This window comes from Pelosinus sp. UFO1 (assembly GCF_000725345.1).
Classification (GTDB): Bacteria; Bacillota; Negativicutes; order DSM-13327; family DSM-13327; genus Pelosinus.
Genome location: NZ_CP008852.1, coordinates 4,197,404 through 4,223,288 on the forward strand (window position 1 = coordinate 4,197,404; position 25,885 = coordinate 4,223,288).

The following is a 25,885-nucleotide window of genomic DNA, read 5'->3' on the forward strand; positions in this document are numbered from 1 at the left end:
AAAGCTTTGTGGCATTTTAAATTACATTATTTTCTTCAATCCTATAAGTAATTTTAAAATAAACCCTCCACTCTTCGACTAGTTCTCCAGAATCTCCTCATTTATATGAACTTATTTACTCCATCAATATAGGCTTCAAAATCCGCTTCTTTTATTGATCTACCCGAACTAATTTGAATTATTTGAACACCTGTAGCCTTGTAAAAAAGTTTGAACAGAAGCTACATAAATTCTATTCTAATTATTTTAAATACGCCATCATTTTGTTTTAAAAATTTTGAACAAAATGATGGCGTATTTAAAATAATTTGTAGTTGTTTATAATAGTTTGAACATAGTAACTTTCTAACTGGTTTTTGATAAAATCTAAGGAACTTAATACCATTTTTCTGAGAATATTATGTTATATTATCCAAAAGTATCCTCAAGATATTTTAAAATCGATATCATCAAAAATGACTGGGATACGCTCCTTAAATTCCCTCAAAATTATGTTAGCTACTTCACGCATCTGAGGATGTGCTTTTATATCTGTTCTTAATTTCAAAAAATGTCTCCATTCTCTCAAATTCATTGTCATTACTATCTCTGTTTTCAAAGAGTTGGGTAAAACTGTTCGTGCTTCTTGTGGTGTGGCACCTAAACTAATCAATGAAAGATAATTAGTTTCAACTTCTTTTAAACTTGCTTCCCATATGCGATACATTTCGGCATCTTCTGCGCTATTACCAGTCCAAAAGCACGGCTTAATAAATACTAATTCGTTACCGAATTTTTCGTTGGAATAATTACAATATCTAGTACTTTCTTGACTGTAACTCGCAATTCTATGCCTAACTATTTCATGTGATACTCCACGGTCACAAATCACACGAACGGTAACACTACAGTGCTCAATAACCGATTCGTGTCCCATCTTCATTATACTTTTTGCAAAATTTTGAGCAGATATATCTGTAATCTTATCCTCGCTTTTATAACAAACACGCCCATAGCGTTCAATCGACTTTAAAAGTTGTTCTCCTATAACATCACTTTCAATATAAGCCTGAGCATTAATTATTTTCATGATAATTACTCCTTTGTATAAAATTCGTGAATTTGTTCAAGTTTGTGCTTTACAATTGGGCATTCTTCTGGTTCTTTACCACAATGTCCAAACTTTATTTCATTACATATCGCATAAATTCTTAGATTCTCGAATTTTTCATATAATTCTTTGAGCCGTTTTTCATCTCCAGTAAAAAACAAGGTAATAACCCTTAATTCTTCAGCTTCAGATAAAAACCTATAATCGGTGTTGCTAATTATATTAGTAATGGTACTTGCTGTCGATATAACATCTGCTAATAACAATATTCTTTTCGAATTTACTTTTGCATACAATTCATATTCATTGTATGCTTTTCGATAAGGGACTGGAATATAGGTATAAGGTTTATTGGTTGCAGCAGCTACTAGCGCACCTAATATATTACCTTCCATCCCTAATCCTACGATCCCGTCGAATTGAACTTCTTTCGTTTTAATAACAGAAAATATAGCTTTACCGATTATTTCAATGTCCCTATCTTCTATTAATAATGAACCCGTATCTATCCACCCGTGAGACCTTGAAGTATCAGACCAATGAAAGTGTCCAGATAAGACAGCATTTTTCTCACGAACCATTGATAAAATTTCGTCAGAGTAAATTCTTTGTTCATTACGTTCTTCAACTAAAAACGCTTGCTCAACTCCAGTTGTTTCCGGCAATATATCAGTTGGCCTACGCGCACTAATAATAGGCACACATTGTTTGACTTTTACACCATGTTTACCAATCTTTATATCCTTATTGTATTTAGTTGTATCAATATCCCATGCACCTTTTCCATAAAGACCATTGCCATCACAAATATATCGTAATCTTTCAAGTTTGAAAAATAATACTCCGCTTTCTTCTTTTTCATATACTAGAAGCGCAGATGTATTTGAAATTTCAGGATCTTCTTTTGCAAAGCTTCCTACTGAACAAAAACAATTAGTTTCAGTTGTTTTTACTTCTAAGTTTTCACTAGTATGAACATGTCCACAAAGAAATGAAAATATACCCATTGAATTTAAGGAGCCTTTTACTTCATCCCAGTTTTTAATGCTTTTTTCGGCAGAATCGAGGTTAGGGTTATGATGAACAACCGCTACCTTATAATAATCCTTAAACTCGCCCAATAAAGCACTCTCAATTTTTAAAATATCTTCTAAATTTAAATAACCGTAATGATCTTTAGACATACAACTTTCTTTATAATTTGAATTCAAACAGACAAAAGCTATTTTTTTATCGTCAAACTCAAAAGGAATTATTGAAGGTTTACATGGCTCAAAATCATTGCCAAAAAAATCATTATAAAACTTTATAAAATATTGAAATTTAGCATCATGAAATTGATTAGGTTCTGGTTTAGGAACAGCATCACTATCCTGATGTACCGAACTATTTTTACCACGGTGTATATCGTGATTACCTGGAACTATAATAAAATCCTGAGATTCTAAGTTAAATCCTTCTTTCAATTTTGTTAATTCCTTGAAAACGATTTCATAGTCATCTCTTGAACCTTCATTAGCTAAGTCACCTGTGACAACGACTTTTTTTAGTTCTGCATCCCAATCATGAAGTTTCTCTTTAGTGTCATGAATAAACTGTTCTATATAATATTGTTTACTAATTGTTCGGGAGGGAATACGTCCGTTGCCAGGATTAAACTCAGTTAAGTGTAAATCAGAAATGTGAAGGATTGCAGTTTTCATTTACTTTGAGTCCCTCCCTGAACATTTATCACAAAAGTCTGTGCGTATAATGTAGTCAATTGGATTGTACTGTTTATTAATTGTTATTAACCCCAGTTTATGTTCTGAATTACCTACATCGGTTAATTGACAGTCTACAATACATACACTACCAATACACTCTCCCCCGCTAACTTGAATAATACTTTCAACTCTTTTCACTTCCGTGCCTAAGCAAATAACATCAGCAACAATAAGATACTTATTATTCTTACGGATTTCCTTCGAAAAACTTGTTTTGTAAATATTGGCTATTGGTCCTAAATGATCTAAATACATAAAATTTACACACAATAGCCTAGATAATATCAAAGCAATGTATGATCCGTTTAGTGATTGACAAAACAATGATATTTCATCGTGCTTTGTCATATCTTTAGGTATCATTTCTTTTTTTATAATTTTAAGTGCCAGTTGAAAAATACAGTAATTAAAAAAGTTAGTTTTTTGCATCAAACCTTTAATATTAATATATTTAGACGAATATACCGTACTTGAAAATTGTGGTTTATCTGTAGTTATACTATGTTCATCTATTGCTTTCTCAAGTATTGATTTAAAACCTTGCTGTTTTTCTAATGCCCAGTTCTTGCTACCAACCTGATATAAATGTTGCAAATTAGTATAGGTAAAATAATGCTCAAACATATTGCTGTTAAAAGAATTTTTCTCAATTACTTCATTGTTCTTCATAATTTTTAAAACAATTTTATCTACATCACTAACCAAACACATCCCTATATTTGCAAATACAACCGATCTTTTTTGGGACAATATCAGTAATACTATCTTACTAAATATCTCTTCAGTATTTGATTGAATGGCTCTTATGTAACTAAAATCAAAAACTATGTATTGCGATGTAGAATACTCTATACCAGATAAGCAATTAAACAAATTACTTAACACCGACTGTGTAAGAGTATATGAATTCATTCCTCTCTCAAGCTTTGTTTGACCCCCTTCATATGTTGAGCAGTGGTTTTCTATTGAGCCAAAGACTTGTTCTGCATATAAATCAATTATTATATTTTCACCTTGTGAAATTAGATAATTTAACATCCGTATCCCTCTTGTCGTGTAAATTCAACTTCAACATGAACACCTGGAAATTTAGTTTTAAAAAATCTGGCAGACGAATATTGCGGATCTCTGTCAGCAGTTTCTAATAAACAATCTAAACATTTTTTTATATCTTCTTCACAATTTTTACATTTATTATGTGTAAAAATTACTTGAGCTGATTGATAATGAATTCTTAAGATGCCATTATTCTTTGTTATAATATTTTTTAACTCCCATAGATTTTCTCTTTCTTTTGATTTTGAGTAGCTTAGAACATCCATTATCACTAAAAAATCTTCTAAATCTATGCCGGTTTTTTGGGAATAAATCTTATAATTAGCTTCTAAAACCTTGAGTTTTATATTTTTTCTCTCTAAAGACTTTCGAAAGCCAATCCCGTAATCGCTTAAAGATATCTTAGAACCGTACTTATTAGTTTGCATAAATGCAAAACATTCTGTACCACTATAGAGAATTGAATTACAAATTAGTTCTGTTAATACATCTAAAGTTTTCTTCACTTCTTGACTATCAAGAGATCCTTGATCTTCAATAACATCCTTATAATCGTTTAATACCTTTCCAAACCTCATTTTTTCAAATAATTCATTTCGATAAAACTCTTGATCTTCAAGTTTCTTATTATAATAATCAGCAAGTGGTAAATAATACTGCAACTTATGTTTATCGCGATATTGTTTATCAACAGGAAAGCCGCCTAGAAAACGCTCATCAATCTCATAAACACTAAACTTAGATTGAACGATTTTAAAGAAACCTATCTCGTTTAAGAAAAAAAGAATTCGTGGATTCCACGAAATTTGTAAGGGAATTTGACTATGATGAAATTTACTTAGATATAAACCTAACGATAAGATATTCGGAATTACCAGTGTATCCATCCATTCCACTTTCTCTAAGGATAAATTAGGTGCAATCCTTCCACCGTTCGTCTTATAAAAAGAAGAAAGTTCTTGCAGAAATTTGTTATAGAAGTTATATGATGTAATCTTACTCTCAAAAAAAATTGTTTGCACTTGCAAAATCCACCTTTAAATAAATTTTATCTCATCCATCGTAGGTTTGCTAAACGCAATTAACTATTTATTTAACCAATCTGAATTAATTATTGACGTAATTTAAACAGATATTATATGTTATGTCCCGCTATACGCATGGCTCATTTGAAACCATAGCACTAATCCTATTAACTTTCAAAATATCCCATTAAATATTTACATTCGCTATATCATCCTAAATTCCTTGCAATATAATGCATATTTCCATTTTAAGAGCAATATCTTTTCAATGGAAATATGCAATTTCCCTAGATCTTTCTTCTGTTACCCAAATTCTTTTCACCACAGAAGTCTTCAATTATACTTTCATAGTTTTTTACGATATATCCACGGTAAGCGTAAAATAGCTAAGTGGATAGTTTTCAACCTAACTCCATGAGATAATATCTCTAAATTAGAGTTTTTCAAGTTTTCGAGTTGCTTGAAAAACTCCAAGGAGGAATTATCTTGGACACTCGAAAAGTCCAATAGGCTTACCGATTAAATCAATGGACTGAAATTATCCAGCAATGTCGCAGTAGCGGACAGACCGTTGCGGCCGTATAATTTCGTCCTCTAGTTTTTCAGATAATTCCCAAACGAGATTAAACCAACCATCTTTACAGTCAAAATGAAATAAAATTTCTTCGTTAAGAAATAGTGGATAATATTTAGGGTATAAATTTGGAAACGCATTTGCTATGGTAAATCCCTAAACCACGTCATTAAATTTTTTGCGTCTTCCTCCTTGCTAGTTCCTAAAACATACATAGCCCTAATGAATTGAGCGTGGGTAAACATTACTATAAACCTTTCTTCAAGTCGGTTTAGACGGTCAATTGCAGTCTTTGCACGGGATAGCAGCATATTAAAACTCTCCACTCCTTCTCCACCTACATAGTCAGGATCAAACCGTTCCCAGTATTCATTTACCCTTTCCTTGCGTTCAGCAGCTTTTCTTCATTTGTAATATGTACTCTTCTATAGTAAGCATTCTGTATTCTCCTTTCTTCATTCCATAACACTACTTAATTTAATCAATGGTTTTTATAACATAGCGATATATAAAACGTTTCACCTCCCAGTGACAGATCAATTTATCACTTAAAAAAAGAGACCTTTTTAATATTCCATTAATTTACACTATAGCATAATTATCACTATATATAGGTATTAAAAAAGTCAGTTAAGATGATTTCTAACCACCCCAACCGACTCATTTTTCTCATTTGCTAAACCAAGAATAATGGCTCTTTTTCACACTTTTTGTTAATGATATTGACTCCTGAGGAATGAATACTAATCGAGTATGAATACATCTCCTTAATAAACAAATTGTACGTTTAACTCACACTTCATATCTACTGAAGGAGTAGTATTCCAATCACGGAAGTCTGCTTTCAACATACTCATAAAATAGCATTAGTTCTTCTTGTTCCATCGTTTTACCTGCCTTAATCATCTCGACCACTTCGCCAAATAGTGGGACCAGATCATGATTATCCAGTTTAGAGTGATTCGATCCACAAAACTTTCCGGCAGATAGAGCAATTTCATTTGCGGACATCAACACTACTTTTACAGTCGATCCACAGCCTTCAACAAAGTCCGCAATGTCTTTTGTCAATAGTAATCCATCTGCATCAAGATCACTCCAAACATATACAGGTATCTTCCTTGTAGCTAGGATTTTTCCAACTAATCTTTTTTTCGCAGACGACAGATAACCCTCTCCCCATAAAAGTAGCGTGTTCGACTCAGCCAAATATTTTCGATACAGAATTTCTCTAAAAACGGCCATATTTTCCACAATAAAAATCCTATCAGCGGTGATCCCTATAACATCCATATCCTTGATGGTATCATCGCTTAATGCTACAGGAATCCCTGCCGTTGCGATTGCTAATGCCCCATTTGATTTATAGGTCATATTGCCATATAGGAGCGTTATTTCAAAAGATGCTGTCAAATTAAGTTTGGTTAACGATTCCCCTGTGGCTAGAACTATTTCTCGCTTATACTGGTCAAGCACTTTACTTTTACCCCATACCCAAGAAGAGACAATTCGGAGAGGCTCTCTCCTTCCTTCCCGTTGAAGTTTCGCCACATATGCAAGACACATGACTAAAGAACGAAACTTTATCCACGCCTGCGGGGTCGCAATAATTTCTCCGCTTGGTGCAACTATTTGCCGCTCAGACAACGCTTTACTTACAAATTCCATTACCCCTTCGCTGCATCCGCAACTAATACCATCAACCTCTTCCGTAAGTCTTTTAAGTTGGTCTTCTAAAGATTCTTTTGGATCATTACCTTGCATGTCAGCGTGGGCACGGGAATCTAACTTTATAACTGTGCGAATCCAAACCTTACCCTTCTTAGGGCGCAGATTCTTACTTTCGATTTGTATAACACCTTCAATGAGTAGTACTTCCAGTGCATCATCAAAAGCCTTACTAGAATATTTTGCAATAAAACGTGATGCCATTGGACTATATTGCTTAGGGCCTTTTGAAATTTGCTTCAGTAAATCCTGCATCAGTTCCTGAAGACCACTAGGCATTGTGAGGGTAGAATCGATCCCACCATATGTCTTGCCGCTCTCAATCTTTTTTATTGGAAATCTAGTTCCTTCTTTTGATATATATTCAACGGAAACCCTTTCAGAAATTGACATAGAATCCTCCGACTAACTTTCTCTCATTTTCTTATAGATCATTGGCGGCGCGAATTTTTTATCTGTTTCACGAAGAATGCATGTAAATCCATGGTTTATCCAATCTACGGATTTAAGTGATTCCCCCTGCTGGTGAGTAATGAAATACTGGACATCGGTTACTTGAAGTAATTGCCCAATTTCATTACCACGAGCATCATCAAGACGGGATCGTGGTTCATCTAAAAACATTACTGGGATATGTCTGCCTTCCTTCATATTGCTAACAGCAGCCAGGAGCAGCATTAAACTGCAACAAGCTCTTTCACCTGAGGATAGTTTCGGACCATTGACTGGTGATAACTCCTTACCTGGAAACCCAATTTCCATATGTAATTCCCAAAAGTCTGGGTCCTCTGCAATTTCTTCCAGTTTTCCCTTTGTTTTTGCCCTAAGAAGGTCTGCTAGAGTTTCAAATTCAGAAATATATTCCTTTATTGCTGTTCTTACATGGTTTTTCAGTTCGAACAGACAGTCATTACACTCCTGTTCGCACTCCACTCTTGTCTCTTTTACAATTTGCAGGCGATTAATCAGAATCTCAATTTGCCCCTCCTGTGTCTTAACTAATAAGGTGATCTTATCGTCAATGTCTTTATAAGCCGCTTCAAAAATCTCAATTTCCTTATTTAATCCATCCCTCTTGAGTTTGAGTTCTGCAGAAGTATATAACTCCCCATCATCTTTTATATAATCTTTCCCCTGAACATCTTTAAAGATAAAATCAATGTCGTCTTGGCTAAGACCTCGATCTTTAATCAATTTTTCCGTCACCATATCAAGACGACTTTGACTACTCACCAATTCTCTAGAAAATCTCTTTATATAATTCATGAGTTCTTCAATTTTATCATTACTACTTTGCAGTGATTTATTGTTTGAACCTTGAGAAAATTTTATTTCGGAGTGCTTCTTATATAATTCCTTCCTTTCCGTCTCTGCATTATTCCTATCAACCAAAATAACTCCTCGCTGTTCAGTAAATGCAAGTAGTTCTCGTTCACACGCTTCCTGTTTAGCTATGTATTCCGGCAATTGTGCTAGCATTTCCTGTGCCTGAATATCTTCTGCTAAATTTTCCACTTGTGATCGGCATTCATTTACTGTTGCCTGTAATTGACAAGTCTTTATTTTCTCATTTTCCATAAGACTAGAAACTCTCTGTTTTTCCGTTTCCAAAGCAAGCCGACCACAACACAAGGTATGAGGATCTCGAAACACAGAACCATCATTATCTTGCAAAAGTCCCTTTTTAGTTATACTAATAAGCCCCTTCTTCTGAAGCTCATGCCCCTCTTCCACGGAATTAACAAGGTAAATTTTATCCAGACCAATAAGATATCCCCCAACCTTTTCTGGATGAGTAATGTCCAGTACTGATAATATCGAAGGAGCATCGATAGACGAAATCTGCGAGCTTAATTTTGCGTTCTTAGGTTGACTCAGTCGAGCAGTATACCGATGGTGTTCCTGCAATTTTTTAGCTTGTAGATATCCATTAGAAACAATAATACGATATCTTTCATTCCCCAAGTATGCTTCAATAGCCCGCTGCCATTCTTTATATTTCGGCTTTACGCTAATAGAATCTGCCATCATAAGATAATCAATACCAGCATCGTTCAAAGCAGATCGAAATGTGGGCACGAAATGGGGGTATATGTGTTTATTATCACTTAGCCTTGTATACTCAGATAGATGCATTTTGAATCTTTGTTCGCTTTGGCGATGCTCAAATTCAGCATCATGGAGTTCCTCCATGGCAACTGTATGAATCTGTCGCAACTCATCGATATCCGCCAGTTTAATTAATGCCAGTTTTTCAACATCCGTATTTAGACTACGCAACAGCTCCTCTTGTTGTTGACATGTAGTACTTTTCTCTATATATCGATCATTGATTTCATTGAAAATACTGGTCATTGTTTCAATTGCAGCTTCGATATCTAATAGAGACTTATCAGCTTGGGCGATTTCAGCCTCGAGTTTAAGTAACACATCCTGCTCTTTCTTCACTTTGGCTTCCGCCACTTCCGTCTCTTTCTTAATTTCATCGATGGCCTTAACCGTCTCATAATAAGCAAGTTTATCAATTCTAATATCAAAGGCATCTCGATGTTTTATATTAGTGGAATAAACAGCATAAAGTTCCGCCTTGGCTTTTAATTCTTCATATCTGGTTGTTGCTGATATAACTTCCTTTTCCGTCGAGTCGCAAGCCAATCGCTGTTCATCTAGGAGTTTTTTTGCATCTTTATAGCGGTCCTGGATTTCCTTAATCCCTTTTAGTTCGTATATTTTCTGAAATAATTGATTTGGAGAAAGGCTGATCATTTCACGAACAGTTTCGGGATTCATCGCCATTAGACGCCGAAAAGCCTTAGTGATCCCTAAACATTGCTCTAGTATATCTCGAAAGTCCTCCTGTATTTTTAGCCTTTGTTTGTAGGCCTTTGAATTTTCCGCCAGCGAAGATAGATCTATAAACTCGCCGTCAAAAATATAGTATTCTTTACCCCATCTGCCATCAGCGTTTTTTAAGCACCTACAACAGACGACAACTTGATCTTCTTTATAACCAAATCGCTCAAATGGTCGATTTCCGTTTACAGGAAGATTATGAAATGCCACTCTTATAATCGCCCATGTTGAGTTAGGGTGAACATAATCGATTATATTCCTATGGTTCTCAAAAGTAGTATCCCCTAATACAAGGCGTAAACCATCCCAAATCGTTGTCTTGCCATGGCCTGAAGGTCCAATAAATGCATTAACTTTAGGACTAGCAGGATATGGTCTAGAAGTTGGAGGCAGATACCCCCAATTCATTGTCATAAAGTCTTTTACCATATTTTAGACCTCCATTTCCCCAATCGAAATATCTTCTGCATTTGTTTCTTCTGCCTCGATTGCTCGTGTAATATCGTCAATTTTACCTCGCAAAATAACTTCATAGGTTTTATCCAAAAGGTCCTCTCTAAGCATGTACAATGATGGTCCAGCCTGATAAACAGGCGCGCCCACCATTGGTTGAACAATAAAACTATACCGTTTAAGAACTTTTAGTAGCCCACCAATCATTGTTTTAGAATCATATCGCTTATGTCTGAACTTTTCTCCATAATTAAGAAAAATTTCATCAAATGAGATACTTAAAATCTCCTTTTCATCTGCTGTTCCCATTTTTTTAGGTAGGATAAGTTTAACAAAGAGGATGTTAATCATTGCCAAGTGATTGCGGTTAAAATCTCGATTACGCCGATGGAAAACATCAAAAGCATCAATATCATATTCTTTTTTTAAACGCAGCACATACCATTCAGGTGTAATGACCATTTCATAGCCAATAACACTAAAAACTTCCTGTACTTGGCAGAAGGTAGAGTAGTTTTCTAACTGTGGCACGTCCTTTTTAGGAATCCAACCAAAGTGAAACATTGTACATATTTGCCTAATCTCAGAAGTCACTGTAATTGTTGTTGCCTCCATTTTATTCGCCTCGCTTATCTTTGAATATGGAAACATCATTCATTTCCTCAACGGGACCAATGGATTGTCTAAACACATCTCTCACATCCATATTGAATTTCCACTCACGACCTAATCCATCTATAGTAGAGAGTTCATGTGTAAGCTGTACGGCTTGACCTGTTCGATATAGGGCTATGCCAAATTTATCTCCATGATCAAATAACAATTCATCCAGCGCAGTGCAATCCACATCTCTCATTTTGGCTGCTATTTCGTGATACAGTAATTCCAGAGGATTTTTCACTTTTTCAATAATAAATTCCTCTTCAATAAAATCTACAATTTCTGGTGGCGGAGTAATTTCAATTATTTCTTCAGGTTGATCATTCAATAGCGATAGTGTTTTTGTCTCAATCGTCTCTTCTCGAAGCTGACTCACTTGTTTCAACGAAGCAAAAGTATCCCTTGTAAGTCCTGACAAAAGCTCAACCGAAGCATTGCGAAGATAATCATCTAGCATGTCTGGTGTAATAAACTCTCCAATAGATTTTGAGTTTTCACTAACTAGTTCTTGACCCATTCTTACAATTTGAGAGACAAGATCTATCATTTGACTAAGAAGAGTATGAATTTCAAACTCCTTCTCGCTATTAGAGAATATATTGAGATGACTTTTTTTTAGATTTTTACGTAGACGACTAACTTCAGCGATAATTTCCTGTCCCTCGTGGAATATTTTCCATATCCGACGCCGATCTTTTTTTTGTAAAATCCGCTGCATATCATCACATTTATTTCTTAATCCAGATAAAAGGCGAAGAAAATAGAGATTTTCCTTCTCATCTTCATCAAGGTTATAGAAACTTCCACTACCCGCCTCATGCTCATCCAACCTTAATGACTGTGAAAAAGACATATCTCCACGTGGCAATGATGTGAACATAAAATGCACCAGCGATCTCGCTCGGTCTGGCATCTCGAAATCAACACCATTATATTGTAGCCATCCTGCATCTCGCAGGTGTTTTATAACCTGTACACGAGTCTGTTTTTTCATGTAGCTCAGGGCGCTGTCGATTTCGGAGTTTGTCATTGTCCCAAATTTGCCCGCCAATGTCCGAGCAGCGGCTAAAATCAAAGTCACTAGTTGAGTATCACGAATTTTAAAAATATCGAATAAGGCATAGTGTTCTTCAAGTTTTTTCGCAGCGGTGATATCAGGTTGATTAAGTTCGTAATCAAATCCTCTTACATCAGGCACTTGCACATAAACACCCTCTTAATCTAATTTCATTCATCGATCAGTTATATTTAAAATTTGAAATATATGCGGGTGCTACTATATCCCACACCCTCTCTTACAGGAATTCTTTAAGACTATAAGTGAGCGCATAAATATCACTAAACAATTCTTTCCAGTCCCTTGATGCTATCGAAAAATTCAATCTTTGCGCCGTACATGCATATATAGAGATATGGCACTATGGGAAAAGCAATGCAGAAAAGTCCTCAGCAACTGCTTCTATTGGCAGAAATAAAAGATCTTATATCAGCTATAAACCTTTGCCATTTGTACCGTCTGCTCCATCAAATAAAGCCGAAGATCCTCCGGCTCCAGCACCTCAACTTCCGGTCCATATCCTAATATCCAGCGGCTGATCTCACGTCTTCCGTTTACTGTTGCCTCAAAAATGATGGCTCCGTCATCAAGTTCAGTAATACGCTGCGAAGGATGAAATGTCTCTGACCTAACCCAGCGGGCTGCCTCGGGCAAAAATCGCAGTTTGACATGGACCAGTTCGCCACGTTCAATAAGCCAGCTGTCGCTAAAATACGCTTGGATAGAAAAATCTTTAGGCATATGAAATGATTCAGTAGTTTCTTCCGCCTGTTTTATCCGGTCCATGCGGAACATCAGCACAGCCTGCCGCAAATGACAATACGCAATTAAATACCAGGCCGAACCACGAAAGGTGATGACATATGGATCTATCTTCCTCTCCGTCTCAGACTCCCTTTGCTTAGTATAATAGCGTATTTTTATCCTACGCTCCTGTTCAATAGCTTTTTCCACGCAAATAAAAAGCTTCTGGCAAACATCCGCCGGCTTTGATGTAACCCGAATATCTACCCCTTTACGGGCTTTATCAACTTGACATTGACGTTCATGTGGGAGGCTAGCTAAAACTTTCTCCTGAGCTACACGTAATGAATTACCCAATGGATTATTTTCTTTTGAAAAATCCTGTAGACATGCTAAAACTGCTGTAGCCTCATCAACAGTAAACGTCAACGGCCGAAGAAATACTTTTTCCATAAAGCGATATCTTTTTGTATCCTCATCCAAATAAACTGGAAGACCGCTTTGATTCAATGCGTCCAAATCGCGATAAATAGTGCGCTCACATACATCGCACTCTTCTACTAAATTATTCAACGAAACCCCGCGCCTGTGTTCTATTAGAGATATAATTTTTAGTAAGCGAAGGAGTTTTTCTGAATTCGACACATTTATCACCTCAAATGGTAAATTCATGAAAATGCCCTCCTTTCCTGCAAAATTTACATATTTTGCACAAAATTATTTTTATACCAAGAAAATGCTTTGTCAATTTTCATATACCAGCATGAAAAGTAAAGTTATTCGTGCAAGCACTGGTCAACTTCATCTTCCGTATAATGGGGGATAACACTCTCTAAAAGCCGTTCAATCCGGTTGACTTTATGTCGATAAATACTTGCATCGTGCTGTTTGATATATTGAAGCAAATCCAGAGTGGTATTAAATTTTTTCTGTGAATGTACAGCACAGCCTTTTCCTCTTTTATTAAGATGTTTAAGGTGAAATATTTTATCTGTGTAGTCAAAATACCATTCGTCAGCTATAGATATTATTTTTGCTATAGTCCCCATAAAATTGCACTGAAATTTATTTCTATGACTGAAAAATACTATATCCTCCATACGTTCTCTTATTTGCTGACTAGCCCAGGAATATTCGGGTTTCTTTTGTAGCCATTTCTTTTCATTTTTAGATATTAGCTTTTTCCGTGGATTTTCCTTAAATTTATTTTCTATTTGATCATTTGAAGAACACTCTATGCTGCCTGCCGCTTCAATTAAAATGTAAAACTTATCTCCTATTTGATCACTCGGCTCATATACTGAACATATATAACAGATAGGTTCCTTATCAAAAAGAATAAAATTAGCTGCATCAGATGATTTATACTCACATTTACTGCATTTCATAAAATCCTACTCCCTTAAAATAAAGTGCTCCTTCTATTTTGCAACAAATTCTCGTACTGATCGTATTTGTTCCAATCTAACTTCCCACATGGTCGCTTGAATAGATTTATCATTTTGGGTACTAGTAATTTCCTGTTCATCATCTACCCAATCTAAATCAAATATTTTTTCCCAGCTACGTACTATTTTCATATGGAAATCTTTATTAGGCAGCGGTTTTTGCCTGTAAAAAGATAGATTGATTTTTCTTAACGCCTCTTCAAACTGGTTCATATCCTGTAAAGAAGATGGCAGATACCAATAGTTCAGAACAAAATGCCACAATTCAAAATCCGAAAGCAATACGCTATCCTGTTCAATTTCAAACTCAATCAGCACACCTTTTTCCCCTCGCCTTAAAAGGGCTGAAGATCGTAAGTCTGGCTTCTTTTTCTTGTCATTTTTCCACTGATACCAAGCCCAAACAGGATGAGAATAGGCATTATCATGTGACGGCTCCTTAATTCTGAGGCGCATTTGTTCAATCATCCATTGATAGCAAGAAATCCAATCCTCTTCCACATGTGCTACATTTCCTCTAAGATATCCAACTTCTTGCATCTTCTGCCAAACTTCATAAGTTTGAACTGTCCATAATATCAAGATAATCCACCTCTGCATAAATACTTTATGAGATTTCCATATTCTTTAGTGATTAGTTATCAGAAATACCTAAAGCAGCTTTAATTTGCAACATTATCTTCACCCCGTATCTTTGTTTTATCTTAATAATAGCAAATGGCACTGACAGCATGTTGTCAGTGCCAAATTTGTTTTTTAAATTTATATACTTTCAATAAAAATATCTAAAGCAGTTATAATGTAAGGCACTATGAAATCCCATTGGAATAGCAGTTTGTGTCCTCCAATAAAAGCCAATTCTCTTTATATATAGTTTTTATCAAATATTGTCAGTGTTACTCTTTTGCAATAAATTTGTTCTCCTCATTGCTACACCTAGCCTCTTTCATTGATGAAAGTATTTCGTGTGGCTTTCTTGTGTCGGTAATTGGTTTAATTTTTGACATTTGATTAATAGGATCATCGAGTCCTTTTAGTATCTTTTCTATCAAAGTAGTATTATTAATATCAATACATCCTACCTCGCCAGTTTCAGAATTATATGCGACAATTTCTTCTATTCCATTTGGCATAGTTACCCTTTTAATTAGTCTATTTTGTCCATAATATAATTCTATTTTAGTTGCATTAGGAAAGTTTTGTTTGATAAACTCATTCACATATCTTGCATTTTCCCATTCAATTTGATTCCACAACTCCCCTGCCATAGGGTATGTAATATGCCTCCCAATTGCGTCCCATTTATCAATAATCTGCCCGACTTCTTCATAAGTTGGAGGTTCTTTGTCGGGGTCTATTGCGATATATTTAGAAATATACTTATCAATCTTCCAGTCTCTACTTTCAGGATCTTTCGCCATTATTACCACGCTCTCTCTTCAATATTTACATTAACTTTTTAAAAGTATCACAATTTTTAGGGATAACCCATGCTTCAAATCTAGAGCCTTGAAAAGGGATTTCCATTTGCCGATTTAGCGCATCTTGTTCAATAATTGCAGACGAAAAACTAATATTATGAATTCCTAATGGTATACCAGAACCGCTATATGTAGCGTGTAACCCATCCTCTTCATACTGTCCATATACTTTACCACAAGTACAACTTTTTTTAGAGAAGGCAAGGTTAAAAACATCCCCACATTCACGGCAATATAATAATTTCATTATTACCACTCTCCCTCTCCTCAACCATTCCTATTAAGATATTCCTTTGCTGTATCTGTTGGACTAATCATTATAAATAAACCCCCGTCATAACCATTAATTGTAGAGGTTTTGTATGGCTATTCCGCATTAACTCGTATAATCTCGCAATTTTCAAGGACTATATCAATAAATTTCAATTTTGGTGACTTTATTTTTTATTGTCCATTCTTCAGTCCTCCCACTTAATAATTTCACAATTATTAAAACGTGGCAATTCTCTGAAATGGCTCATAAGACACTTTGCGTCCTCACTATTACTAGTGTCTAAAACGTGCATAGCCCGCATGAATTGAGCGTGGGTAAACATTACTATAAACCTTTCTTCGAGTCGGCTTAGACGGTCAATTGCGGTCTTTGCACGGGATAGCAGCATATTAAAACTCTCCGCTCCTTCTCCATCTACATAGTCAGGATCAAGCCGTTCCCAGTATTCATTTACCCTTTTCTTGCGTTCGTCAGCGGTTGTCCCTATACAAGTCTCAGGGGATAGGTATGTAAACTCTTCCACACTCCACACCTCGCGCCTAACATTCGGAAAACGCTTAATTGTTGGTTCTGCTGTCTGTTGTGTTCGGGTAAAAGGTGAGGTAATGATTAAGGTAGGTGGTTCTTGGAATGATTGGCTTATCTGTTCCGCTTGTGCTTGTCCATCAGGAGATAAAGGAATGGTTTTGTGATTATTTGTAACGGCTCCGGCATTAGCTGTACTCTCACCATGTCTTATAATCCAAATCTTTTTATCAACTAAAAACTGGTTTCGCTCGTTTATAGTTAATTTTTCTACATCTTTGCCGTTTTCTTTTGCCCACTTGTACATATCACGAAGTCTATATGATGGTGTCTCAAAGGTGGTATCTAAGTAGCCCCCTGCTTCCATGGCAGCGTCATCAAATTCAATTGCTTTTTTTATGTCTTCTTTTGTAAGCAAGATAATCGAACTCCTACTCATAAAATTCTCTATAAGAAGGCAACTCTATTGCCGCCAATCTTCCCCCAAATACACCGCCACAGTCGATTCCGATTTTGTCATTCCAATCTTTGTCATACCATATTTTCGCATTTTTCTTTTTGAATTTTTTATCGTATGAGTACAGTAGCCAAGTGGGTACGTGCCCAAAGACCATTATTTTATTCTTATATGCCGGACAATAGGGGAACCTATCCTCCATCCAAACTAAATCATCTTCGCTGTTTTTTTCAATAGGTATTCTTGTATTGGCTCCGGCGTGGCTGAAGATATATTTGCCACTTGTGAAATAGGTAGGTAGGCTTCGAACGTAGTTTAGAATATTAATTAGCTTTTTTTGAGATAGATTCTTTATCTCGTCATAGGTACTCGCTCCACCATTATGACCTACCCAAAGATTGATATTTTCAGAAGAAGTGGTGTCATTGATTATCATTTCTTTTAAACACGCTTCTAAAAATTGCTCGTGATTGCCTTTTAAAATGATTGCTCCCTTTTTCCGTAAATCAATACAGGTAGTAAGAGTAGCTAGGTTTTCTTCTCCCCTGTCTACTAAATCACCGCAGACTACTAATAAGTCTTTATCTGGTTCATATGCCGTCTTTTCTAGTAACTTAAGAAGTTTTTTATTCTCTCCATGCACGTCTGAAGTCGCCAAAATCCTATCAACAGTACGCATAATATCACCCCTCTTAACGATACCAATCAATCAATCGTGAATAACGCAGACTTATGGTCTTTTTAGATCAACAACTTTCTAAAAAACTAATCAGGACATTTCCTCTATCCTGATTAGTTTTTCACATTTCCTTAAGTCCTCTAAAGTACCCTTGGGAGAAATAAAAGTTTGCCCCTTCAACATATTTTTATATTTTAGATAAAAAAACAATAAGTAACGTTTACAGCTTGCATAATTCGGGCAACTTTCCCTAGAACAAGCTTCATAAGAAGGTGTGATAAAAGCTGTTGTTTCTGTCACAACATCACAACAGCTTTCAAATGAAAGTTCTATGTTCTTTTCATGAGCAACTTTTTTAAATTGTATTATATCTTTCAAGGTTTGAGCTTCAATCCCTTCATCCTTGACCATATCCAGTATCTTAAGTGCATCTGTACTAAGCTCAAAACCTTCCATTTTATTCATTTCCATTATAGATTCTACAGTTTTTGTCAGAATGGTCTTTAAATCAACATCACGCCTAGCAGAATCCGCTACCGCTAAGAGTAAGTAACTATATTTATCTCCTGGATGAGTTGAAGCCTTGCAAACATCAAACCAGCAATGTTCATCCCCAGTATCGAAAACTACAAGATAGTCATTAGGAACTTTGCGTAAGACTTCTTTTAATTCCAGTACATTAATGCATTCATCATCTCGCCAACCGATATCATAAATCATAGACGCATCAAATATAACATTTTTAGTAGTTTTTACTTTTTCTTTTCTTGAAAATTCTAAGACCCTTCCCATAAAATTACCTCCAAGGCAGTTTCATCTCTTTACAAGAGATGACTTTATCCCTTGCCTCCATTATAAAAATATGTGAACATTTCTTGTTTACAGTTCAATTACATACTTTATTTCATTCTCCAATTTACTGCCAAAAACCTGTTTAATGGGGGTACTTTCTAACGTCCAACGATATCTCTCACTGGACTGCGAAGACCAACATCCCGCTTATTAGTTTTTCGTTTATTTTCTTCAAGATTGGCACCGTTAGTATTGTTCAATCCAAGCATCATTAATAATCGATCACGATTTTCCTCTAGTTCTATTAATTTAGTTTCCCCCTCCAATATATCGGAGATCATTTTGTCACACTGGGCTACTGACAAACATCTATCTTCTAGATGCTTTAGTGTGACCGTTGTTGCACCTTCTTTTAATGCCATTTGCAAAGCCTTATTTAACCATAACTTCAATGTACCTACGCAACCTACAGAACGTTCGTACAGGTATTGCCAATGACCAACCAAGTTTGGTTCTTCCAGAAGCGGCATTTTTTTCTGAAACGTATATACCACCTGGAAAAAGTCTTTTGCCTCACTAGAAACATCTGCTCGATATCGTGGGAAATGTACATCAATATTACGACGACTAAGCTGTCCACTTAAGTTTCGGAATGGGAGCAATTCATATGTACCAAATAATACATGTACAACTTTAGTAGTGCTGGCTAAGGATTTTATGTAGTTAATCTGATCACCCAATTTCCTTCCACTAGCTATCATTGACAAATGCTGCGCTTCATCAATTAGAAATGCTTTGGGATCTCGATATATACAGCTATTTTCAAGTGTCCTTCGAAGTTCAGCTTCGCTGCGACGCTCTTTGGGTATAGTAGGGTAATCGAATAAATTTATATTTCTTCTTTCGCATACTGGATCTTTCAGCATCTGGAGACATCTAATATAATAATCTCGCCAATCAAATTTTCCAAAGCTTGGAACAACAATCTCAGTATTCACTACAGGAACATGTCCCGGATCTTCAACTATTTTTTCTTTTGATGACTCAATGATCTTCTGGATACTCTTTTGACAGAGAGTTGATTTACCCACACCACTTGGCCCATACACTAATATTATTGACGACCCACAAGGTTCCATAATACTTGTCATAAGTTTTTGATGAGCCTCTTGTAATTTAGGATGAGCAATTGTAATTCCTTCAAAGTATGCGAGGCGATCACTAATAGATTGCTCAAGAAGCGATTGTGGAAAATTATCTTCCTTTACCATACTAATACTCCTCGTACACATCAAAATTTTTTAAATCATTCAAAAATGGGATAAATTCAGATTTATCATCTTTGATATCATCATTAGGCAAAGTTTTTTTACCCAATCCGCCATTAATAACTTCTAGTACTTGTTTAGTCTCCAAGTCCTTTTTACTCTGTAAAAGCTGGCTTTCTTGCTCTTCAACTGGAGCTAAAAACTTAGCAATATTTCCTGCTGTAATAGTAAAGTTTCTTCCATGAACATTCTTTTGCTTACGAATCTCTTCCGTTGCAATTCTGATTTCTTTTTCCGTCCGATCCTTGAATACTATATAGTATTCTGATGTACAGACAACCCACTGTCCTTTTACATACGCATATGCGGTACCAGCATCAAAAGGATCGTATCGAATATTAACTTGTTTTTTTTCAATTTCTGGATCACGGAATGCATCTGCCCAATAATAGATATATTTAATTTTTACACCACGACCTGGATCAACTTTTGCAGAGCCCTTACTGGTAGTTGGCAACGTGTAGATTCTAAATTCTTCATCATAAGGAATCATGGTATTAAGTCTCTTTCCACTAGTAAGTAACGCAGTTTCAAAAGCTTCACGAGGGGATTGTCCTAATGCTGGATGTTCTACAGTATCATAAAAGTCATATGCCCATTTACAGATCCTATCGTAAAATGTAGCTATGGTCCAAATCGCTTGACCTTTTGGATTGACGGATTTAGTGACTTGACGAACATTTTTTGTTATTTGTGTATTTCCCGTTAAATTATGTACAAATTCTGTATTCGCTGTTCCAAATAAACGTTCACAAACTGAGCCAAACCTTGCTTTGGCTGGCGGTCTAGTCTTTTTAGTAACTTCAAAACGAGCCAAAAGAGTTTCGAAATATGTACTATGAAATTCTTTTCCGCCATCAACAACAATCGTCTGCGGCATTCTTAAATGCAACCTAACACATTCTCTAATTACCATCATACATGACCTATAACTTGGTGCATCATAAGTCAAATATATAGCGAGGATACGTCTTGAGTACGCGTCCATAAGAAATGTTGCCCAAGGGCGTCCATAATTTTTACCGGTGCGAGAACTTACCAGTTCAATATCCAATTCGGTATGATCAATATGACAAATTTCAAAAGGACGATCCCCATGACGCGGTGTTTTTACTTCTAGTTCCATATAAAATGCCTCATGTTTATATGCGGCTCGCCTCCCTTGTCTTTTCAGGGTCTGTTCATAAATGGGTCTACTCTTTATCGCTTTTAAAAATGTTTTATAACTAGGAGCCACTATTCCGCCTTCTAAACACTTATTAACAAGGCCACAGTAGGAAATATATTTTGTTTTTTGCTTTTTAGTTTCATAGTCTTGCTCAACTGTTTCTTTTATCAATTCTATAGTATTGTCCGGTAATTTACTGTTTCTGTTGCCTCTATTTTTAGTTTTTGGTAAGAGACCAGCATATCCACAGTTCCAGACTTCCATGCCTTTACGATAATTTGCCACCCACCTACGAACAGTACGACCCGGTATCCCTAAACTATTTTTACACCCTGCTAAATACTTTTCCACGATTTCGCATCGTTGGTTAGCAACTTCCATGTCATGACTACTTGCACCTTGTAATAGCATACGTACTGCCGAGCATAGTGAAGCTTTTTCTGTTTGTTCATGACGTTTTATTTGACCTGACTGGATTAAGGATTTCAAATTATCGCCTGAAAGAATTATTATTTTGCCTTCATCAGATTGGAGTGTCGAGGAAGAAATACCTGCATTTAAGATAGTCCACAGTATTCCATCCCATTCAAATACTTCCCCTCCCACAACTTTTATAATATTTATATCTATTGGCTTATATGACACTACGCTTTGTTTATTTGCCTGTATATGAAATTTAGCAGCATCAATATTGGCATAAACAGAGATTTTATCTACCTCAGCTAAAACTTCAGCATATAGATCAACATATATGTCACCTGCAACAATCAAAGCAAAGATATCATCCGCAGTATAATTGTTGCTATATTTAATAAGATTGGATAAGGAGATTCCTCCTTCGGAATGCACTGCGGAATAAATAGCAAGCCGAGCAATTTCATCAACTTCATGAATTTCACGAAAATAGTCTTCAAGAAATAGTAAGTTCCGCTGATAGACCCAATTTATTTTTTGCGAAGATCTTACTTTGAAATATAAACCATACTGCATAGCAAAGGATTCTGCCGGCAGACAGTGCCAGTTTCCATCTTGACCTTTCGAGTATCGATTAGGCTGTTCAATAGATAATTTCACTAATTCTTCTTCTGTCTTACACTCTTCAAATCCAGCTGAATCAGATCGAATTACAAAAAAATCCGGTGTATATAAGATGCCAACATTTTTACCTTTGAGAGATTTATAATTTAGTTTAATTGTAGTCGGCTGATCATAATATTCCAGAACACTTTTATTCTGCTCCAGCTCAAGTACAATCGGTAACTCAACACGATGGCTTTCGAATTGAATCGTTACTCCCATTTTCCGGCTGCAATACCTTCCACTTACGTTGGAAGCATTTGATGTAACCCTCCTCACTGGATTTGAGTTTCGAATATTCTCAATAAGGGCTTTTGTTCGTTCTGGTATCCTTAAATCATGGCACCATAAATCAAATCCTATCTTATCGAACACGCTTCCACTTCCTATTAATTAGTAGATACCAAGGCTTTCCACACACTTTGAATATTTTTTCTTCTTAAAGCAGCCCTATATGGCATCGCATTTTCAACAGCTCTTCTGCTTGGATAAATTCCAATGGAATATAAGCGTAATACGGTTTGAGTAATTTTCTTTTTCGCAAGGTCTAATCTTTCCTCAGCCTGTTGTCTTTGATAGTCTCTATTCTTTTGAATTATCACTTCACATAATTCAGGAAAATATGATTTAAGAATTTTAGTATCTACGTTTAGCCTACGCGCAGTTTCCTTCAGTGGTAAAGGTGTATTTTCTATATCTGATAAAATCTCATTTAATTGCTGCTGAAGAAACTCTTTATCTAGTTTTCTTCTTTCTTGTTTTTGATTTTCGTCTGAAGAAGGACGGCTTACGAAAACTTCTTTAAATACAAGAGGCTCTCCTGAGAATATATCCATTACTGATACTCCTGAAATCTTGCAAATATGTGCTAATGATTCAATCGGCGGCAGATTCTTTCCTTTTACCCATCCCCACACGGTTGATTTGGGCTTGCATAGAATTCTGGAATATTCCGCTATATTACCTCCAGTAGTATGATTAATACATGTTTCAATAAAGTTTCTGATGGTATTTGGCTTTATATCTATTGATATGGTCGGAAATTCTGCAATTGTTTTAGCAATTTCTTGTGCAATTATATAAGATAACTCATCACTGTTTATTATTAAAACGTCTGATACAGTTGTCCCCAACCAGCATCTACATTTTGAACAATGCCCTGGTTTTGAACGGCGCTCTAATATAGGAATCGTTTGGTTGCAACTTGGACAATATTCCTGCAATAATACACCATGATCTATGCAAACGGAAACAGGTTGAAGCGCCCACAAAAGAGGTTCATATATGGTTTGATTATTATCTTTCCATTCCTTAAGGCAAAATGGGCACCAAGCCTTTTTATTCCGACACAAGTTCCTGTCAGGTATTACATTGGACAGCAGCATCATTGTAAGGTGATGCAGATCTGAACATAACGTAAGCTCTTCCAATGCCTCTACAAAATCCCGTGCGGCATTTCCAATTCCATTCAACATTGAGGCATTTTCGTAAAAGCGTGTTCCACCATCCGCGGCAATGTTGGTTAAGTATGGTTTTTTCAGTATTGGTGTCATTTCTTTAGCAATTAATTCACCAGTAGTCATACAATGAGCTTCTGCTAAACGAGCAATGTAACTGGTCAAGCTCTCTGAAAGATATGTCCCAACATTAATGGGTTTCAAATGGAACAATCGACTTCGGCTAGAAAGCAATCCAATAAAGTTGTCCATAGATACCTCCACGAAAATATTCCTATATTAAAAGATTTTGCTAATCTAAAAATTTTTATACGGCAATGGTTTGTATAGTTTTTATCCAACTCATACTCACAAATAATTATTTAAAACTTGATATAATGTATCGTTGGCTTTTTCCCCGTTTTACATGTTAAATCTATAACATATTTTTTCTAGTATTTACTATACATGTAATGACTTGTATAAATTTTATCCAACGCCTAAATATATAATTCTGCCAGTTAGTAAGAATTTGTACGACCAATACACTAACTACAATGATTCCTCTACCTGGAAAAATATTATTGTTTATCTCGGTAGTGTATATACATACTGCTTTCCGAAACTATCAATTACTTCTCGTCTATAGATAACCCTAAACTCATATAGTTTTCTAAGCCTTGTACTTGCAGTACTTAATACTAAATTCTTAGTTTCAGATAACTGTCTCGCAGTTACCTCTTTGTTTATCAGGCATACGTCAAAAGCCTCAAGTAAATTGGCTTCCATTTTGCCAACTATTTCGTATTTATCATTATGAAAACATAAAACAGGAATGCGTAGTCCATCAACTTCCCAAGACTTAATCAGTCTGGTCAAGTTTTCGAAAACCCATATATCCACATTTGATACAAATATCATAGAATCAGGATAGCTATCTAAAATTAAACGCTGAAACCCCAATACAAACTCATCTAAAAATGATGTATCAGTAGCCTGTATTCCAGCAAGGCTTAATTCAATCACATCACCAGCATTAATTTTATCTAACTTCTTCAGTGCTAAAAGATAAAATTGCTCCCCAACTGGACGAGTAGCTAATGTTTTTCCTGACAAACCTAATTCACATGCTATTTCGTTTAACTCAAGCTTTCTAATCATAGCTACCTACCCTTTGGATATATTTAATACAAGTCCTATTTATAGATTATATTATGTTTCCATTTTTGTCAATCAGTTGCAGGACTTATTATTTTTATGAAGTAGTACTTATTATAACGGTTTTGGGAGTGAATACTTTGCATAATAAAATAACAAACTATAGCCCCGAAAACAATACAATAATAGTAACCAACTTAAGTGATTGGCGTGAAATTGATATATTATGGCATGCTTCTGATCGAATTGAAATCGGCAATATCTGCACATTAGATATGTATAATATAAGTTCACTAAATCCTCAAGCCATTGTAATGCTATTTATGCTGTGCAAAAAAATAAAAATGCAATCTGGTTCTGAGGTTTTCCTTGATAATTTGACACCTCAAATAGATGGCTATCTGCGCCGAGTTAATTTTTTCGACTATGAAGTTGCCACTTCCAAAGGCGAATCTATTGAATTTAGCAAAAATCCACTTTCTAAGAACTTACTTGAGCTCACGAAGGTGGATTCTTTAATGCAAATTAATAAACTGGGCGATTGGTTTTATGATAATTTTGAACATTGGTTTCCCGATAAATCCCAATCAATGTACCGACAGCTCTCTTTCGAAGCAATTAACGAGTTGTGTAGTAACAGCGTAGAACATAGTGCCTTTGAAAATAACGGTGAAGGTTATTTTATCTTACAAAAGTACTTCGATTTTGCTGGTAAAACAAACGTTATTATGTCCGTCGGAGATTGTGGGATTGGTGTTCGCAACCACTTGATCAGAAAATATCCTGAGTTATCTTCCAGTGATGAGGCTCATGTGCTATTCGAGGCCCTTTCTGGAAAAAGTGGTAGATTAAGAACCGGCGGTGGCCGTGGTCTAAAATCTATTTGCAATCTTACTAGAGATTATGGCGGATATTTTGTTATTCGTTCGGGATATGGGCTAGTCCTTATACAGAATGGTACTGTTTTTTCTGAGATATATTCATATCCTCTTCCTGGCACTCAGTGTGCATTTTGCCTGCGAATCAATAATCCAATGCCCTAATAAAGAACTGGGT

The 25,885-nt window shown here is 35.7% G+C and carries 21 protein-coding genes and 1 pseudogene; 1 reads left to right on the top strand and 21 read right to left on the bottom strand.

The genetic code is table 11. The annotated features are described in order from the left end of the window. Window positions 1–424: 424 nt before the first annotated feature. The 21 genes and pseudogenes from thyX to UFO1_RS19890 form a co-directional block, all read right to left on the bottom strand. On the bottom strand, window positions 425–1,069 hold the full coding sequence (gene thyX / locus UFO1_RS19790) for an FAD-dependent thymidylate synthase (protein WP_038673630.1): 645 nt from the start codon (window positions 1,067–1,069) through the stop codon (window positions 425–427). 5 nt (window positions 1,070–1,074) lie between these two features. Further along, window positions 1,075–2,793, bottom strand: coding sequence for a metallophosphoesterase (locus UFO1_RS19795; protein WP_038673632.1), 1,719 nt, complete (start codon window positions 2,791–2,793; stop codon window positions 1,075–1,077). Continuing rightward, on the bottom strand, window positions 2,794–3,894 hold the full coding sequence (locus UFO1_RS19800; RefSeq protein WP_038673633.1) for a hypothetical protein: 1,101 nt from the start codon (window positions 3,892–3,894) through the stop codon (window positions 2,794–2,796). It abuts the gene before it with no gap. Further along, a complete protein-coding gene (locus UFO1_RS19805; protein WP_038673635.1) occupies window positions 3,888–4,934 on the bottom strand; it encodes a hypothetical protein in 1,047 nt (348 codons plus the stop codon). The genes UFO1_RS19800 and UFO1_RS19805 overlap by 7 nt, the downstream gene beginning before the upstream one ends. 720 nt (window positions 4,935–5,654) lie before the next feature. Then, a pseudogene (locus UFO1_RS19810) lies at window positions 5,655–5,891 on the bottom strand (histidine phosphatase family protein); the annotation flags it as partial. Between the two features lie 448 nt (window positions 5,892–6,339). After that, window positions 6,340–7,632 (bottom strand): Wadjet anti-phage system protein JetD domain-containing protein, encoded by a 1,293-nt coding sequence (locus UFO1_RS19815; protein WP_038673637.1) that lies wholly within the window; start codon window positions 7,630–7,632, stop codon window positions 6,340–6,342. Between the two features lie 12 nt (window positions 7,633–7,644). Beyond that, a complete protein-coding gene (locus tag UFO1_RS19820) occupies window positions 7,645–10,521 on the bottom strand; it encodes an AAA family ATPase (RefSeq protein ID WP_038673639.1) in 2,877 nt (958 codons plus the stop codon). A gap of 3 nt (window positions 10,522–10,524) precedes the next feature. Further along, window positions 10,525–11,160, bottom strand: coding sequence for a hypothetical protein (locus tag UFO1_RS19825; RefSeq protein ID WP_038673641.1), 636 nt, complete (start codon window positions 11,158–11,160; stop codon window positions 10,525–10,527). 1 nt (window position 11,161) lies between these two features. Continuing rightward, the gene (locus UFO1_RS19830) at window positions 11,162–12,409 is read right to left on the bottom strand and encodes a hypothetical protein (protein WP_038673643.1); all 1,248 of its coding nucleotides are present in this window, start codon (window positions 12,407–12,409) and stop codon (window positions 11,162–11,164) included. 282 nt (window positions 12,410–12,691) lie between these two features. Further along, window positions 12,692–13,678 carry a YafY family protein gene (locus tag UFO1_RS19835; protein WP_038673645.1) on the bottom strand — a complete coding sequence of 329 codons (987 nt, stop codon included), beginning with the start codon at window positions 13,676–13,678 and terminating at the stop codon, window positions 12,692–12,694. A 104-nt stretch (window positions 13,679–13,782) separates the two neighbouring features. Then, on the bottom strand, window positions 13,783–14,394 hold the full coding sequence (locus tag UFO1_RS19840; protein ID WP_038673647.1) for a hypothetical protein: 612 nt from the start codon (window positions 14,392–14,394) through the stop codon (window positions 13,783–13,785). A gap of 33 nt (window positions 14,395–14,427) precedes the next feature. Continuing rightward, on the bottom strand, window positions 14,428–15,036 hold the full coding sequence (locus UFO1_RS19845; RefSeq protein WP_038673649.1) for a DUF3841 domain-containing protein: 609 nt from the start codon (window positions 15,034–15,036) through the stop codon (window positions 14,428–14,430). A gap of 314 nt (window positions 15,037–15,350) precedes the next feature. Next, entirely contained in the window at window positions 15,351–15,875 is a 525-nt protein-coding gene (locus UFO1_RS19850) for a hypothetical protein (RefSeq protein WP_038673650.1), read from the bottom strand. 25 nt (window positions 15,876–15,900) lie between these two features. After that, complete coding sequence (locus tag UFO1_RS19855) at window positions 15,901–16,182, bottom strand: hypothetical protein (RefSeq protein ID WP_038673651.1); 282 nt, start codon at window positions 16,180–16,182, stop codon at window positions 15,901–15,903. Window positions 16,183–16,393: 211 nt separating this feature from the next. After that, a complete protein-coding gene (locus UFO1_RS19860; RefSeq protein ID WP_158442850.1) occupies window positions 16,394–17,152 on the bottom strand; it encodes a histidine phosphatase family protein in 759 nt (252 codons plus the stop codon). Between the two features lie 13 nt (window positions 17,153–17,165). Beyond that, on the bottom strand, window positions 17,166–17,870 hold the full coding sequence (locus UFO1_RS24590; RefSeq protein ID WP_071842037.1) for a metallophosphoesterase: 705 nt from the start codon (window positions 17,868–17,870) through the stop codon (window positions 17,166–17,168). Window positions 17,871–17,960: 90 nt separating this feature from the next. After that, on the bottom strand, window positions 17,961–18,662 hold the full coding sequence (locus UFO1_RS19870) for a hypothetical protein (RefSeq protein ID WP_038673653.1): 702 nt from the start codon (window positions 18,660–18,662) through the stop codon (window positions 17,961–17,963). Between the two features lie 158 nt (window positions 18,663–18,820). Next, on the bottom strand, window positions 18,821–19,933 hold the full coding sequence (locus UFO1_RS19875; protein ID WP_038673654.1) for an ATP-binding protein: 1,113 nt from the start codon (window positions 19,931–19,933) through the stop codon (window positions 18,821–18,823). 1 nt (window position 19,934) lies between these two features. Beyond that, entirely contained in the window at window positions 19,935–22,610 is a 2,676-nt protein-coding gene (locus tag UFO1_RS19880) for a TnsA endonuclease N-terminal domain-containing protein (protein ID WP_051789028.1), read from the bottom strand. Between the two features lie 14 nt (window positions 22,611–22,624). After that, window positions 22,625–23,944 carry a TniQ family protein gene (locus UFO1_RS19885; RefSeq protein WP_038673656.1) on the bottom strand — a complete coding sequence of 440 codons (1,320 nt, stop codon included), beginning with the start codon at window positions 23,942–23,944 and terminating at the stop codon, window positions 22,625–22,627. Window positions 23,945–24,259: 315 nt separating this feature from the next. After that, entirely contained in the window at window positions 24,260–24,832 is a 573-nt protein-coding gene (locus tag UFO1_RS19890) for a hypothetical protein (RefSeq protein WP_038673657.1), read from the bottom strand. 137 nt (window positions 24,833–24,969) lie between these two features. On the opposite strand from UFO1_RS19890, the gene UFO1_RS19895 reads away from it, so the two are divergent. Next, window positions 24,970–25,872, top strand: coding sequence for a hypothetical protein (locus UFO1_RS19895; protein ID WP_038673658.1), 903 nt, complete (start codon window positions 24,970–24,972; stop codon window positions 25,870–25,872). Window positions 25,873–25,885 lie beyond the last annotated feature (13 nt).

Bases quoted from the DNA above. Each gene is read 5' to 3' on its own strand.
- thyX (WP_038673630.1), bottom strand. From the start codon at position 1,069: ATGAAAATAATTAATGCTCAGGCTTATATTGAAAGTGATGTTATAGGA.
- UFO1_RS19795 (WP_038673632.1), bottom strand. From the start codon at position 2,793: ATGAAAACTGCAATCCTTCACATTTCTGATTTACACTTAACTGAGTTT.
- UFO1_RS19800 (WP_038673633.1), bottom strand. From the start codon at position 3,894: ATGTTAAATTATCTAATTTCACAAGGTGAAAATATAATAATTGATTTA.
- UFO1_RS19815 (WP_038673637.1), bottom strand. From the start codon at position 7,632: ATGTCAATTTCTGAAAGGGTTTCCGTTGAATATATATCAAAAGAAGGA.
- UFO1_RS19820 (WP_038673639.1), bottom strand. From the start codon at position 10,521: ATGGTAAAAGACTTTATGACAATGAATTGGGGGTATCTGCCTCCAACT.
- UFO1_RS19825 (WP_038673641.1), bottom strand. From the start codon at position 11,160: ATGGAGGCAACAACAATTACAGTGACTTCTGAGATTAGGCAAATATGT.
- UFO1_RS19835 (WP_038673645.1), bottom strand. From the start codon at position 13,678: ATGAATTTACCATTTGAGGTGATAAATGTGTCGAATTCAGAAAAACTC.
- UFO1_RS19840 (WP_038673647.1), bottom strand. From the start codon at position 14,394: ATGAAATGCAGTAAATGTGAGTATAAATCATCTGATGCAGCTAATTTT.
- UFO1_RS19850 (WP_038673650.1), bottom strand. From the start codon at position 15,875: ATGGCGAAAGATCCTGAAAGTAGAGACTGGAAGATTGATAAGTATATT.
- UFO1_RS19855 (WP_038673651.1), bottom strand. From the start codon at position 16,182: ATGAAATTATTATATTGCCGTGAATGTGGGGATGTTTTTAACCTTGCC.
- UFO1_RS24590 (WP_071842037.1), bottom strand. From the start codon at position 17,870: ATGCGTACTGTTGATAGGATTTTGGCGACTTCAGACGTGCATGGAGAG.
- UFO1_RS19870 (WP_038673653.1), bottom strand. From the start codon at position 18,662: ATGGGAAGGGTCTTAGAATTTTCAAGAAAAGAAAAAGTAAAAACTACT.
- UFO1_RS19875 (WP_038673654.1), bottom strand. From the start codon at position 19,933: ATGGTAAAGGAAGATAATTTTCCACAATCGCTTCTTGAGCAATCTATT.
- UFO1_RS19885 (WP_038673656.1), bottom strand. From the start codon at position 23,944: ATGGACAACTTTATTGGATTGCTTTCTAGCCGAAGTCGATTGTTCCAT.
- UFO1_RS19890 (WP_038673657.1), bottom strand. From the start codon at position 24,832: ATGATTAGAAAGCTTGAGTTAAACGAAATAGCATGTGAATTAGGTTTG.